Below are 13530 nucleotides of genomic sequence, written 5' to 3'. Positions count from 1 at the left end.
CGGGATGACTAGTGCGCCGCGCGATGCTGTTCCGCCGCCAGGAAATGGGCGGTGGCGCGGGTGGATTCGTAGAGCGCGCGGTAGTGGCGGTGGTACGGCTCGTAGCGGGCGGTGTGCGCGGGATCGGGCTGAATGGTGTCGATCACCGGATTCCAGTGCGCGGTGCCGAGGCCGATCGCCTCGGCGGCCAGCAGCGCGTCGCCCAGCGCCGCGCCGACGGTATCGGCCGGAAGTTGCTGCGGCAGACCGGTGATATCGGAGACGATGCGGGTCCACAGGCCGCCTTTGGTGCCGCCGCCGACCGCGACCAGGCGGCGCGCCCGGCCACCCGCGGCGGTCATGGCCTCCAGATTGTGGCGGACGCCGTGGCCGATGCCTTCCAGGACGGCGCGGTACAGGTCGGCACGGGTGTGGTTGAGGGTGAGCCCGGCGATCATGCCGCGCGCATCCGGATCGAACAGCGGGGTGCGCTCACCGGCGAAGTACGGCAGCACCAGCAGGCCGCGGCTGCCCGGCGGCACCAGTGCGGCCTCCTCCACCAGTTCGGTGTAATCGCTGCCGGTGAGGGTGCGCAGCCAATCGGTGACCGCGCCGGAGGTGGCCATGCCCGCGGCGGAAGTGTATGTGCCGGGCCAGGTTCCGCAGGTGCTCCAGAGTCCGGGATGCGGGCGCGGGGCGGTGAGCACCTGGGTGAGGAACAGCGTGGTGCCGTACATGATCATGACGTCGCCGGGGTCGCGGACGCCGACGCCCGCCGCCTCGGCCCAGGCGTCGATGGTGCCGGTGGTGACCGGCAGTCCGGCGGGGAGACCGGTGACGGCAGCGGCAGCGGCGGTCACCCGGCCGACAATCTCGGTGGGCCAGGCCAATTCGGGCAGCGGCAGGCCGGGAGCCACGGATTCGGCCCAGTCGCGAGCCCAGTCCCGGGCCATCAGGTCGTACATCGGCACGCATTGACTGGCGGATTGGTGATCCAGGACGTAGCGGCCGGTGAGCCGGTGGACCAGAAAGGAACTGGCCATCAACAGCATCCGGGTGTCCTTCCACACCGCCGGTTCGTGCCGGATGAGCCAGCGTAGTTTCGGCCCGACGGCCTGACTGGTGAGCGGCGAACCCGCGCGTTCCAGCACCGTCTCCGGCCCCAATTCCGCTTCCAGTTCGGCGATTTCGACGCCCGCTCGGGTGTCCACCCCGTACAGGATGGCGGGCCGCAGCGGCCGTCCGGCGGCATCGGCCGGTAGCAGGCACGGCCCGATACCGCTCACCGCGAGCGCGTCGATCGGCTTCCCGCCGGCCGCGGCCACCAGTTCCCGGGCGATGGTCACGAAGTCGGCCCACCACACCTGTTCGGCGTCGTGCTCGAACCAGCCCGGCCGCGGGGTCGAAACCCGGTGCGGGCGTTCGGCTCGCATGGCGACCAGGCCCTCGTGATCGACCAGGACGCCCTTGGATCCGGAGGTGCCGATATCGATGCCCAGCAGCATGTCAGCTCGCCCTGGTGAATTCGTCGAGGGTGACGTCCAGCAGCGCGCAGACCGCGCGCACCGCGGCCCGATGATCGCCCGGGACGGCGTGAATGTGGTTGGCCCCGAAGCGGGACAGGAAATCGCCCGCGGCGGCGTCGAGTCTGGCGAAGGCGTGCGGCCACTCCCAGGTGGACCGGCGCATGAGCTGTTCGTTGGTGCGATCGTCGTAGTTCTCGAATGCGCCCAGCATCAACTGCATTCGGTACGCGCCGTTCTTGCGGGTGAGCCGGGCCAGGGTCATCTCCCCGGGCGCGGCCAGGTGATGCACCGACGCGCCGCCGGCCGGGAAGAAGAACACCTCCGGATACAGGTGCACCTTGGCCAGGTTCTCCTCGGCGTCCGCGCTGCGGGCCGCGTACCAGGTGGCGTGCTGGCCGGAATTGCACAGATCCCAGATGTCGCGGTCGGCGTGATAGTGGCGCACATCCGCGAAAAGCACCGGCGTACCGGCGATCTGCTTGAGCAGCTGCATGGTGAGCGCGCCGTCCATATCGGCTTCGGTGGCGCAGACGTGAGTCTGCTTGGGGCCGTTCCAGTCGTAGGGATCGTTGAGGAACGCCTCGGTGACGTCCATGGTGGCGAAGTACTGGGTGAGCTCCGGCTGGCCCTTGATACCGGTGAAGTCCAGATGCCATTCGGCGATCAGGTCGCGCATGGCCAAGTACGAGCGGATCTGGCGTTCCAGGATTTCGGGGGTGAGCTTGCGGCCGTCGTAGTGCACCCCGGCGGCATTGCGCTCCAGCCATTCTCGCGCGCCCTTGGCCTCCCCCGCGTCGGCGAGTTCGGCGCGGCGCACGATCTCCCACTGATCGATCTCCTCCACGTCCACGCCGAACACGCGCTGCCATTGATCGGTGGCGGCGACGGCGGTGTTCATGCCCATGGGGCGGCCGCCGATGCGACCGAAGGTGCTGCCGCGCAGGCTCGTCACGGCCGCGGCGGCCCGCGCCTTCGCGCCGATCTCGGCGATCAGTTCCGGATCCTCCGGGTCGCCCCAGAGCCGGGCGTGGTCGCGGCCGATCTGATCGAGCGCGCCGCCCGCGGCCAGCATGCCCACCATGCCCGGTTGGACCGGATCGATATTCGACAGCAGCAGAAGCGGACTGGTCAGTGCACCGGCGGCCAGCATGGTGAAATGCGGGAAGGCCCAGACCGCGTAGTGCAGCACGGTCAGGTCCACGCCGGAGGCCTGCACGCGTCTGGCGACCGCCACCGCCTGTTGATTGCTGCCGACCGGTTCTCGGCCGCGGACCACCGTGTGCCCGGCCGCGGTCAGGGCCGCGACCAGGCGATCCTCCGCTGCCCGAATGAATCCGACGATGCCCCCGTGCACATAGTCGCGGCCGTCGGAAACGCTGATGACACCGATACGGGCCATTGCCTGCCTCCCCGCACTGGGTGGACTTCCGTCTCAAGAATCCCAGCTCAGAGATTGCGCCGGGAGGGAATGGCGAAGATCGGAGCCAGCGCCACGCCGCCGCGGTCCCAGCCCGCCGTGGTGACCCACAGCCGGCCGTCGGCCTCGATCACCTCGGCGGCGTGCGCGTGGATACGGCCGACCAGGTCCTCCGGATGGAAGCGAAACGGGTTGTCGCTGCGGAAGATCTCGGTGCCGTCGTAGTCGGGGCGCGGGCCGATGAGCAGATACCAGTGCCCGTCGTGGCGCAGTACGAAAGGCGATTCGGTATTGCCGGCTTCGGTGCCGGTGGTGGGATCGGTGTAGGCGACGCTGCGCTGGCTCCAGTGCACCAGGTCGGTGCTGGTGCGGTAGGCGACCACGTGATTGCCGCCGGCGGCCTTGCGGGTGGCGCAGTAGTACATGACCCAGCGATTGCCCAGGCGCAGCACCATGGGATCGCGGGCGTCGTAGCCGTCGCGGAAGAGCGGGCCGTCGCCGTGGCGCTGCCAGTGGAAGAGGTCGTGCGACACGGCCAGATACATGCCGGTGGCGGTGCGATCCGCTCCCCCGCCGTCGTAGAACATGAAGTAGCGCGCGCCGTGGCGGACCACGAACGGGGCCCACAGGTGCGTCTCGCCGTGCGCGGCGGAGGCGGTCAGCACCGAGGGGTGCTTGGTCCAGGGACCGTGCAGGCGCTCGGCGGTCGCGTGCGCGAACTCGTGCTCGTCGAACGGGTCGGCCGGTTCCGGATGGGTGATGCCGAACAGATGCCAGCGGTCGTCCGGTCCGCGAATCACGGTGTGGTCGTTGATATACCAGCGTTCACCCGGTTCACTGGGATCGTAGATGCGCCTGAATTCCCCGGCCCGCAACGGCTGCTGCACGGTGACCTCCGTCTCCTCGCGACAACATCCAATGCTCCCACCACTAGGACAGGAACAGACCTAATTCGGTCGCAGACTGGGCGCATGACGGAAATCTCGCTGCGCGCCCTGAACCGCACCCTGCTGCTGCGTCAGCATCTGCTGGAACGCACCGATATGCCCGCGGCGGACTTGATCCAGCACCTGGTGGCCGTGCAGGGCCAGGAACCGAACTGGCCGTACGTGGGGCTGTGGACGCGCCTGTCCGGGTTCCGGCACGAGGAGCTGGCGAAGCTGCTCGACGATCGAACGGTGGTGCGCGCCACCATGATCCGGCGCACCGTGCACCTGGCCACCGCCGCGGACTTCCGCTGGATGTACCCCACCGTCCGGCCGGTGCCCGGTTCGGCGCTGCAAGCCGCCTACTATCGCGAGGCTGTCGACGGCGTGGATCCGGACGAATTGGCAGCCGCCGGAACAGAACTCCTCACCGGCCGCACCCTCCCCCGCGCCGAACTCGGCAAGTTGCTGGCCGCGAGCTTTCCCACCGACCATCCCAGTCGCCTGGCCTATGCCATGGGCGTCATGCGGCCGCTGATCCACGACGCCGCGGCCGGGGTGTGGGGCGGCTGGCGCAATCGCCGCGTATCGGTCTCGCTCGCCGAGGACTGGATGGGCGTGCCGGTCCTGGACACCCCCCAGCCGGAAACCCTGATCCTGCGCTACCTGGCGGCCTACGGTCCCGCCACCGTGGCCGACGTCCAGAACTGGTCCGGCACCACCCGTCTCGCCGAGGTGATGACGCGCCTGCGACCGCGACTCCGAGTCCTGCACGACGAATCCGGCCGCGAACTCTTCGACCTCCCCGACGCCCCACTGGCCGACCCGGACCTCCCCGCCCCGGTCCGCTTCCTGCCCGCCTTCGACAATTCCGCCCTCGGCCACCAGGACCGCCGCCGCATCATCAGCGACCCGGACCGCGCCCGGATCAACAAGATCGCCTCAGCGGGCGTCCCGATGTACCTGGTCGACGGATTCGTCCACGGCCGTTGGGATCTCGAAGGTTCCACGCTTCGCATCACCCCGTGGCATCCCCTGTCCGCAGCCGACGAAGCCGACGTGACCGCCGAGGCCGCACGCCTGCTGCCGGTGATCACCGCCGACGCCGAGGCCGAGATCGTCATCGCGCCCCACTGATACCGAAGGCCCCGCCCGGCAACAGCCCCGGCACCGCCACACCCGGCAACAGCCCCGGCACCCTCACACCCGGCAACAGTCCCGGCACCGCCATGCCCGGCAACAGCCTCGGCTCGCCATGCCCGGTAACAGCCTCGGTCGGCTCCAGTGCCCGACCGCCCGGCACGGTGGAATCGGCCGCGCCATAATGCGATGCGGCCCCCAGGCGGTCTCGATACGCTCGCGCCATGACCGCAGCAGAAGACGCACCCTGCCCCGAATGCGGTTCGCCCGCACACGAAATCCGGTACGGGTTTCCGACGCCGGAGCTCATGGAGCTCGAGGAGCTGGGCGAAGTCGCGCTCGGCGGCTGCTGCATCGACGGCGACTCACCCCGGTGGAAATGCCGCGCGTGCGGCCACCGCTACGGCAAGACACTCGCTTAGCCGCCCGAACGCCACCGGTGCGACGAACAGCCACGGGCGCAGCCAGGGCACTCGCGCTAGCCGCCCCGAAGGCACGGGTGCGACGAACAGCCACGGACGCAGCCAGCGCACACGCGCTAGCCGCCCCGAATGGCACGGGTGCGACGCGCGGGTGCGGACGCTGCATGGACGGGGCCCGCCTCATTGGAAATGCCGCGCGTGCGGCCACCATTACGGCAAGACGCTCGCCTGGCCGCCCCGAACACCACCCGGCGCGACGATCGGATGCGGATGCGGCGAGCAGTCGACCTCGCTGTCCGCGACACCACGGGTGCGGCACTCGTGGCGTCAGCGTGTCGACTCACTCCACGAGGGCGGCGCGGAGCTGTTCGAGTTCGGATTCGGAAAGGCCTTGCGCCAGTAGCCATTCGGCGGCGCCGCCGTGCTCCGCGTGCAGGTTTTCCAGGAAGCGCTGCATGGTTTCGGCGGTGACGGCGAGGATGCCGGTGTTGGCTTGCGGGAGTCCCTCGTAGGAGGGCAGGGCGTCGAGGCGGTCGCGGACGCGCTGCATGCGCAGGTTGGTGAGGGCGTAGTCGTCGGCGATGTCCGCCGCGGGGACGCCGACCGCGTCGAGCAGGACGGCGGCGAGCACGCCGGTGCGGTCTTTGCCTGCGGCGCAGTGGAACAGGACCGACTGCTGGGTGGGGTCGATGATGAGGCGGACCGCTTCGACGATGTGCTCGGTGCTGCCCGCGAGGAGCTGGCCGTAGAGTTCGGTGAGGTCTACGCGGGTCTTGTCGGGGACGAGATCCCTTGCAGCCAGGGAGGATTGCGGGGACTTGCGGATGGGCAGGTTCGCGATGTTCAGGTTCGCGTCGCCGATCAGCCCGTACCCCTCGCGCTCCACCTCGTCGGGCAGGCGCAGGTCGATAACCGTGCGCAGGCCGAGGAATTCGGTGAGGTGCGCCAGGTCCTCGGGGGTGGCCTGTTGCAGGGTGCTGGAGCGGAAGACGACGCCGAAACGGGTGGTGCCGCCGTCGTGGACGGGGAGCCCGCCCAGATCGCGCACATTGTCGATCTGGGCGAACTCGATCCAACGCTCGCCCGCTGCCGGGTTGTGCGAAATGCGGGGAGCGGAGGTCACGGGATCAGTGGGCACGGCCGGCCGCCGCTTCCTCGGCGCGGGTCAGGCCGCACAGGCCGATCAGGTCTTCGTGCAGCTCGAACCAGACGGTGTGATAGCTGTCCATGATGGGGCGGGCCACCCAGGTGTGATCACCCTCGGCGATCTTCTCCACCGCGCGATCCAGGCGTGCCAGGTAGCCGGACAGCCGCGGTGCGATACCGCCGATACGGGCGATGAGCGGGCGCAGGCTCGCGTGCGTGGCGTTCAGCCGCGCCAGCACACCCGCGTCGTACTCGGCATCCCCGTGATCGTTCACGGTGGCCGGGTCCTTCATCTGCCAATCGGTGATGATCACCTTGAGATCGGCGTTGTACACACAGAACTCGTCGTAGGCGGCGGTGACGGCGGCATGGTCGATACCGTCGCGCTCCTCTGCGAGCAACTGCTCCAGACGCGGACGCCCCTCGGGGGTGAGGCGGAACCCGGCCGGGGTCGCCGCGGCCAGCCCAGCGCTGACCAGATCGGCACAGCACGAATCGATTTCAGCAACCTCGGCGAACAGGCTGGCGGCCAGATTGTCGGCCTTCACCCGCCCCTTGATACCGACCAACCGCAGCACGGCCAGTTCGGTGACAGGAGCGGGCGCGGGTGCGGCCAGATCGGCCGCGGCGTCCTGCCCGGCGGCGACATCGGCCGCGCTGCCGGAGGAAACGACCTGCCCCGCAGCGGTATCGGAGGAACCGGCCTGCGCTGCGGCCCCATCGGAGACCTCGGCCTGCGCGGCCACATCGGAGACGTCGGCCTGCTCGGCCACATCGGAGACGTCGGCGTGCGCGGCGGCAACGGAGGCGTCGGCGTGCGCTGCGGCGGCCTCGGCCTGCCCCGTGGTGGAGCTGGCGGCGCTGCCGTTCGCCGCAGCCGCATCGGCGGCGGCGGAGCGGTTTTCGAGGGCGGCGGCGAGTTGCTCGCTGTCCACGCCCGCCCAGTCGGCGAGGCGGCGCACGTCGTCGAGTACGGACTGTTCGACCGGGTTGGCGGTGATTTCGCCGAGCAGGACCAGGCCCGCGCCGCCGTCGACGGTGACGGTCTTGCCGGTGAGGGCGGCCACGACGCCCGGGCCGCAGCCGACCACGCAGGGGCGGCCGAGTTCGCGGCTGACGAGTGCGGCATGCGAAGTGGCGCCGCCCAATTCGGTGACGATGGCGCGGGCGGCGATCATGCCGTGCAGGTCGTCGGGGCTGGTGGTGGGACGCACCAGGATGACGTCCTCGCCCGCTTCGGCGCGCGCCTCGGCCTCGTTCGGGTCGGTGACCACGACGCCGGAAGCCAGTCCGGGGCAGGCGGATTCGCCGCGGGCGAGGGGCTCGAGTCCGGCGGTGTCACCGGAGGCGGGGCGCAGGACTTCGCGCACCTGCTCGGGGGTGAGGCGGCGCAGCGCCTCGGCGGCGGTGATCAGGCCCTCGTCGACCATGGCGACGGCGGTGCGGACCGCCGCCCGCGCGGAACGCTTGGCCGGACGCGACTGCAACAGCCACAGATTCCCGGATTCGACCGTGAACTCGATGTCCTGCAGGTCACGGCCGTCCCGCTCCAGCAGTTGCGCGGCAGCGATGAGCGGCGCGTGCACGGCGGGCTGGGTGGCGGCCAGCTCGTCGAGCGGGCGCGGGGTGAGGCGGCCGGAGACCACGTCCTCACCCTGCCCGCCGACCAGCCATTCACCGTAGACGGGCCCCTCGCCGGTGTTCGGGTTGCGGCTGAAAAGCACACCGGTGCCGGACAATTCGTCCAGATTGCCGAACACCATGGCCTGCACGGTGACCGCGGTGCCGAGCGTGTCCGGCACGCCGCGATGCGCGCGATAGGTCTTGGCGCGGGCGGAATCCCACGACCTGAACACCGCCTCGACGGCCCCGCGCAGCTGATCCCACGGATCGGCCGGCACCGTCCCGGCCGCGTCGCCGAGCACCGTCTCCCGGTACTGGTGCACGAACCGTTCCCGAGTGTCATTGGCGTACGCGGGATTACGCGTCTCCTCGGCCAGCGCCCGCTGCACCTCGTCGGTCATGCCGAGGTTGAGCACGGTGTCCATCATGCCGGGCATGCTGATCGCCGCACCGGAACGCACCGACACCAGCAGCGGCCGATCGGCCGACCCGAACCGCCGCCCGGTGCCGCGCTCGATCATGGCGATGCCGTCCCGCACCTGCGCCCAGATCTCCGACGCGATCTCCCCGCGCACCGTGTAATCGGCCCACGCGTCGGTGGTGATCACGAATCCCGGCGGCACCGGCAACCCCAGCGCCCGCATGTGATTGATGCTCCACGCCTTGCCGCCGATCTTCTCGCGCGACGGCTTGCAGGCACCGTCGAGTTCGACGACGGTGACGGCGTCGGCCACCGGTCGCTGCGCTAGCTCCGCTCCCGCGCTCATGTCACTCCTCCGAGGTCTTGGATTCATCAACCGCTCCAGCGTCCGCCGCACCGTTCCGGCGGCCGGCCGGGCATATCCGTCCCACCACCGGGACCACTACAACGAGCGTGCCCGGAGTCACCCTCCCGCCCCAACCCCCGTCCCGATCAGCGGAACCTCGGTCCCGCATATACCGAGCCGGTATATGCGGGACCGGCAGAAACCCACCGCCCTGACAACGCCCACCCCCAAACCACCGCAGCCCCCACACCCGACAACCACCAGTGCCCACCATCACCGCCCCACACCCCACAACCACCACCCCAAACCCCCACACTCACCACCGCCAAACCGCGGACGTCTCCCCGCCCGACAACCACCACCGGCCAATCACTGGCGTCTCCCCGCCCGGCAACCACCTCCGGCAATCACTGACGTCCCCAACCCGGCAACCACCTCCGGCAACCACGGCGTCTCCCAACCCGGCAACCACCACCGGCAACCACGGCGTCTCCCAACCCGGCAACCACCACCGGCAACCACGGCGTCTCCCAACCCGGCAACCACCACCGGCAACCACGGCGTCTCCCAACCCGGCGCTGATTTCGTACCGACCGGGGTAACTCCCCGGGTATGCCCGAAATCGGATCGGCACACGATCGCCGGCACGCGTACGAACTCGGCAACGGCTCCCCAGCCGCGCGCTGAAGACACGGAGAGGCGGACCAGCAGGCACGCCCGGTCAGCGGGATGGCACTGGAAAAAGCGCCATCGCAGTGGGGGGCTTGCGGCAGGATGTTCCCATGGATCGGCGGCATGCGGCAGCCACGGGCAGGCATCCGGCGGCTGCTCCGATCTCGACGGTTCCGGCGTTGCTGGCGGATCGGGCGAGACGGTATCCGGAGGCGGTGGCCATCGCCGGGCCGGCGGGGCGGCGGACCTACGCCGAGCTGGCCGAGGAGGTCGGTGCGGTGACCCGGGCGGCCATCGCGTCGGGCATCGAGGCCGGGGACCGGGTGGGCATGTGGGCGCCCAACGGGATTCGCTGGATCACGGCCGCGCTGGGGATGCTGGGGGCCGGTGCGACGCTGGTGCCGATCAGCACCCGACTGCGCGGGGCGGAGACCGCCGAGGTGCTGTGCCGTAGCCGCGCCAAAGCGGTGTGCACGGTGCAGGATTTTCTCGGCGTCGACTATCCGGCCATGCTGGCCGAGCACAGCGTGACGCTGCCCGAGCTGGAACACCTGATCCTGCTGGACGATTCGCCGGGCGAGAGCATCGAGGACTGGGATATCAGCTCCTGGCAGGGCTTCCTGGCCCCGGGCACGGTGGTCCCGCCGGAGTACTCGCGCGAACGCAGCGAGTCCGTCGCCCCGGACGCCATCTCCGACATCCTGTTCACCTCCGGCACCACGGGCGCGCCGAAAGGCGTACTGGCCACCCACGAACAGACCCTGAAGGTCTTCGCCGCCTGGGCCGACGCGGTCACCTTGCGCCCGCGCGACCGCTACCTGCTGGTGAACCCGTTCTCGCACACCTTCGGCTACAAGGCGGGCATCATCGCCTGCTTGCTGAAGACCGCGACCATGGTCCCGATCGAACGTTTCGAGACCCGCGCGGTACTGCGCCTGATCGAGAACGAGCGCATCACCGTACTCGCCGGTCCCCCAACGCTTTTCAATGATCTGCTGCACGCTGACCGCTCGGACTTCATGCTCGGCTCACTGCGCCTGGCGGGCACGGGCGGCGCGACCGTCCCCGCCGAATTGGTGGACCGGATTCGCGAAGAACTGGGCGTCCCTTACGTTTTCACCGCGTACGGCCTCACCGAATCGATCGGCGTGGTGACGGTGTGCCCGCCCGCCGCGCCCACCGAGCTGGTGGCGGGGACGGCTGGAAAAGCCCTGCCCGGCACCGAGATCCGCATCACCGACCGCGACGGCACGCCGGTCGCCCCGGGCGAGGAAGGCGAAATCACCGTCAAGGGCCCGAATGTCATGCTCGGCTATCTCGACGACCCGGAGGCCACCGCCGCCGTCATCGACCCGGACGGCTACCTGCACACCGGCGATATCGGCACCTTGGACGCGGACGGCTACCTGCGCATCACCGACCGGCTCAAGGACATGTTCATCGTCGGCGGCTTCAACGCCTATCCCGCCGAGATCGAGCGAATCCTGCTGCAGCACCCCGATATTCGCGATGTCGCGGTGGTCGGCGTCCCGGACGCACGCCTGGGCGAGGTGGGCCGCGCGGTGGTGGTCCCGCAGGCAGGCATCGATGACGCCGAGGCCATCGCGGAAGCCATCATCGAATGGTCCCGGGACAAACTGGCGGGCTACAAGGTGCCCCGCGAGATCGTCTTCACCGACCAGCTGCCGCGCAATGCGGGCGGCAAGGTGCTCAAGGGTCAGCTGCGCAATCCGGCCTGAACGCGTGCGCCGATCGCGGGGTCTTGGCATCCCAGCGATCCGGCGATAGCGTGCACCCTGGATATGCAATTAGTTGACTATGAGAGGTGGGGTCCGATGCATCCCTTCCGTGCCGCCGTGGAAGCCCGCGACGAAGCCGCCATCGAAGCGCTGCTGGCCGACAATGTGGTCTTCACCAGCCCGGTGGCGTTCAAGCCGTACCCGGGCAAGGCCATCACCGCGGCCATCCTGCGCGCGGTCATCCGGGTGTTCGAGGACTTCCGCTACGTCCGCGAGATCGCCGATGCCGGCGGCCGCGATCACGCCCTGGTCTTCGAGGCCACCGTCGACGGCAAACAGCTCACCGGCTGCGACTTCCTGCATTTCGACGCCGACGGCAAGATCGACGAACTGATGGTGATGGTGCGCCCGCTGTCGGCGGCGAACGCCCTGGCCGCCCGCATGGGCGAACGGTTCGAGCAGATCACCGCCGAGGCCACCGCGCAGATGCAGCGCGAGGCCGCCGGAGCCTGAGCACCGCGGAGCCCGCGAAACGACGAAGGCCGATAGCCCCGCGCACTGGAATGCGGGGCTATCGGCCGTAGGTCCGGGCCGGATCGCGGCGGCTCCGGAGCCTAGATCTCCTTGCGCATCTGCGCGGTCAGCGGCTTCATGTAGCCGGAGCCGAGCAGGCGGCGCATGACGTTCATCGCCTTGGCGTCCTTGCCGATCAGGATGAGCGGCTTGTTCTTGCGGATGCCCGCGAGCACGGTCTTGGCGCAGTCCTCCGGGTTGGTCTGGGCCAGCCGGTCGAAGTTCTCGGCCAGCGCGTCCCGGTCGCGGTTGGCGGAAGCCCTTGCCTTCCAGGCGATCTCGGTCTTGATCATGCCCGGGTGCACGGAGGAGACGCCCACATTGTGGCCCGCGATGATCATTTCCTGGCGCAGCGCGTCGGTGAAGCCGTGCATGGCGTACTTGGACGAGCTGTAGCCGCCCTGACTGGGGCAGGCCACCAGGCCGAACATGGACGACACATTGGCGATGTGCCCGTCACCGGAGGCGATCACGTGCGGCAGGAACGCCTTGGTGCCGTGCGCGGTGCCCCAGAAGTTGATCCCGAAGATCCACTCCAGGTCTTCCCAGGTGACGTCCTCGATATTGGCGGTCAGCGAGACGCCGGCATTGTTGATGACAATGTTCACCTTGCCGAAGTCGGCGACGACCTCGTCGGCGTGCGCGTACACCGCGGCCCGATCGGTGACGTCCAGCTTGTAGGCCTTGGCCCGCACGCCTTCCTTCTCGCACAGGGCCACGGTCTCGGCGACGTTCTCGAGATTGCGGCCGGACAGCGCCAGCTGCGCGCCGTTGCGGGCCAGTTCGATGGCCAGCGCCCGGCCGATACCGGCGCCCGCACCGGTGATGACGGCGACCTTGCCGCGGAAATCCTTCATGGGCCTGTTCCTTACTGAGTGGTGAAGCCGCCGTCGGCGATGAATTCCGACCCGGTGCTGTAGGAGGATTCGTCGGAGATGAGGAACAGCACCAGGTTGGCGAGTTCCTCGGGGGTGCCCGGCCGGGCGATGGGCTGGTTCTTCGCGATGCTCGCCGACCGCTCCGAGGCGGCGACCATCTCGGTGGCGACAATGCCCGGGTGCACGGAATTGGCGCGGATATTGTCCGAAGCCAGTTCCTGCGCAGCGGTTTTCGTCATACCGCGTACCGCCCACTTGGACGCCACGTAGCCGAGGATGTTGGAGTAGCCGATAAGCCCGCCGGTCGAGGAGATGTTCACGATCGACCCGACGCCCGCGCGCCGCATGGAACCGATCACGGCCTTCATGCCCAGGAACACGCCGACCTGATTGACGTCGATGACCTTGCGGTAGTCGGCTTCCGACAGCTTCTCGATCGGATCGACGTGCACGATGCCCGCATTGTTGATCAGGCCCGAGACCGGCCCGAAGGTCGCCTCGGCCGTGGAAACCACGTCGTTCCAAGCGTTTTCGTCGGTCACGTCGAGCGCCTGGAACAGCGCGCCGGCGCCGAGTTCGGCGGCCAGCGCCGCGCCCTCGTCCACCAGCACATCGGCGATGACGACCTTCGCGCCCTCGCTCGCCAGCTTGCGCGTGAACGCCGCGCCCATGCCGCGCGCGCCGCCGGTGACGATCACGACCTTGGTATCGACCCGTCCCAT

Annotated in this window: 11 protein-coding genes; 4 read left to right on the top strand and 7 right to left on the bottom strand. The window is 69.4% G+C overall.

The annotated features are described in order from the left end of the window. Positions 1 to 8 precede the first annotated feature (8 nt). From LTV02_RS38540 to LTV02_RS38530, 3 genes are read right to left on the bottom strand one after another with little or no spacing between them, the layout of a single operon-like run. Positions 9 to 1484 (bottom strand): FGGY-family carbohydrate kinase, encoded by a 1476-nt coding sequence (locus LTV02_RS38540; RefSeq protein WP_233036392.1) that lies wholly within the window; start codon positions 1482 to 1484, stop codon positions 9 to 11. A 1-nt stretch (position 1485) separates the two neighbouring features. Next, positions 1486 to 2904: an L-fucose/L-arabinose isomerase family protein gene (locus LTV02_RS38535; RefSeq protein WP_233036391.1), complete on the bottom strand. Its 1419-nt coding sequence runs from the start codon at positions 2902 to 2904 to the stop codon at positions 1486 to 1488. 47 nt (positions 2905 to 2951) lie between these two features. Further along, a complete protein-coding gene (locus LTV02_RS38530; protein WP_233036390.1) occupies positions 2952 to 3809 on the bottom strand; it encodes a glycoside hydrolase family protein in 858 nt (285 codons plus the stop codon). A gap of 84 nt (positions 3810 to 3893) precedes the next feature. Here LTV02_RS38530 and LTV02_RS38525 point away from each other — a divergent pair, with 84 nt between their 5' ends. Both LTV02_RS38525 and LTV02_RS38520 read left to right on the top strand, forming a co-directional pair. Then, positions 3894 to 4985, top strand: a complete 1092-nt coding sequence (locus LTV02_RS38525) for a winged helix DNA-binding domain-containing protein (RefSeq protein ID WP_233036389.1) — start codon at positions 3894 to 3896, stop codon at positions 4983 to 4985. Positions 4986 to 5212: 227 nt separating this feature from the next. Then, positions 5213 to 5410, top strand: a complete 198-nt coding sequence (locus LTV02_RS38520; protein ID WP_233036388.1) for a hypothetical protein — start codon at positions 5213 to 5215, stop codon at positions 5408 to 5410. 340 nt (positions 5411 to 5750) lie between these two features. Here the strand turns inward: LTV02_RS38520 and LTV02_RS38515 are convergent, their stop codons facing one another. Then, positions 5751 to 6548: a tyrosine-protein phosphatase gene (locus LTV02_RS38515; protein ID WP_233036387.1), complete on the bottom strand. Its 798-nt coding sequence runs from the start codon at positions 6546 to 6548 to the stop codon at positions 5751 to 5753. Then, positions 6538 to 8946, bottom strand: a complete 2409-nt coding sequence (locus LTV02_RS38510; RefSeq protein WP_233036386.1) for a pyruvate, phosphate dikinase — start codon at positions 8944 to 8946, stop codon at positions 6538 to 6540. Before LTV02_RS38510 ends, LTV02_RS38515 begins: the two co-directional genes overlap by 11 nt. Before the next feature lie 782 nt (positions 8947 to 9728). Here LTV02_RS38510 and LTV02_RS38505 point away from each other — a divergent pair. Next, the gene (locus LTV02_RS38505) at positions 9729 to 11357 is read left to right on the top strand and encodes a FadD3 family acyl-CoA ligase (protein WP_233036385.1); all 1629 of its coding nucleotides are present in this window, start codon (positions 9729 to 9731) and stop codon (positions 11355 to 11357) included. Positions 11358 to 11453: 96 nt separating this feature from the next. After that, entirely contained in the window at positions 11454 to 11870 is a 417-nt protein-coding gene (locus LTV02_RS38500) for a nuclear transport factor 2 family protein (RefSeq protein ID WP_233036384.1), read from the top strand. A gap of 101 nt (positions 11871 to 11971) precedes the next feature. On the opposite strand, the gene LTV02_RS38495 is transcribed toward LTV02_RS38500, so the two are convergent. Next, positions 11972 to 12787 carry an SDR family NAD(P)-dependent oxidoreductase gene (locus tag LTV02_RS38495; protein WP_233036383.1) on the bottom strand — a complete coding sequence of 272 codons (816 nt, stop codon included), beginning with the start codon at positions 12785 to 12787 and terminating at the stop codon, positions 11972 to 11974. An 11-nt stretch (positions 12788 to 12798) separates the two neighbouring features. After that, positions 12799 to 13530 (bottom strand): SDR family oxidoreductase, encoded by a 732-nt coding sequence (locus LTV02_RS38490; RefSeq protein WP_233036382.1) that lies wholly within the window; start codon positions 13528 to 13530, stop codon positions 12799 to 12801.

Origin of the sequence: Nocardia yamanashiensis (genome assembly GCF_021183565.1) — a bacterium.
Lineage (GTDB): Bacteria > Actinomycetota > Actinomycetes > Mycobacteriales > Mycobacteriaceae > Nocardia > Nocardia yamanashiensis.
Note: the sequence above shows the minus strand (reverse complement) of the source record. Positions and strands in the feature narration are given on the sequence as shown.

Coding starts and splice junctions, on each gene's coding strand:
- LTV02_RS38520 (WP_233036388.1), top strand. CDS start 5,213: ATGACCGCAGCAGAAGACGCACCCTGCCCCGAATGCGGTTCGCCCGCA.
- LTV02_RS38525 (WP_233036389.1), top strand. CDS start 3,894: ATGACGGAAATCTCGCTGCGCGCCCTGAACCGCACCCTGCTGCTGCGT.
- LTV02_RS38490 (WP_233036382.1), bottom strand. CDS start 13,530: ATGGGACGGGTCGATACCAAGGTCGTGATCGTCACCGGCGGCGCGCGC.
- LTV02_RS38505 (WP_233036385.1), top strand. CDS start 9,729: ATGGATCGGCGGCATGCGGCAGCCACGGGCAGGCATCCGGCGGCTGCT.
- LTV02_RS38540 (WP_233036392.1), bottom strand. CDS start 1,484: ATGCTGCTGGGCATCGATATCGGCACCTCCGGATCCAAGGGCGTCCTG.
- LTV02_RS38495 (WP_233036383.1), bottom strand. CDS start 12,787: ATGAAGGATTTCCGCGGCAAGGTCGCCGTCATCACCGGTGCGGGCGCC.
- LTV02_RS38535 (WP_233036391.1), bottom strand. CDS start 2,904: ATGGCCCGTATCGGTGTCATCAGCGTTTCCGACGGCCGCGACTATGTG.
- LTV02_RS38510 (WP_233036386.1), bottom strand. CDS start 8,946: ATGAGCGCGGGAGCGGAGCTAGCGCAGCGACCGGTGGCCGACGCCGTC.
- LTV02_RS38500 (WP_233036384.1), top strand. CDS start 11,454: ATGCATCCCTTCCGTGCCGCCGTGGAAGCCCGCGACGAAGCCGCCATC.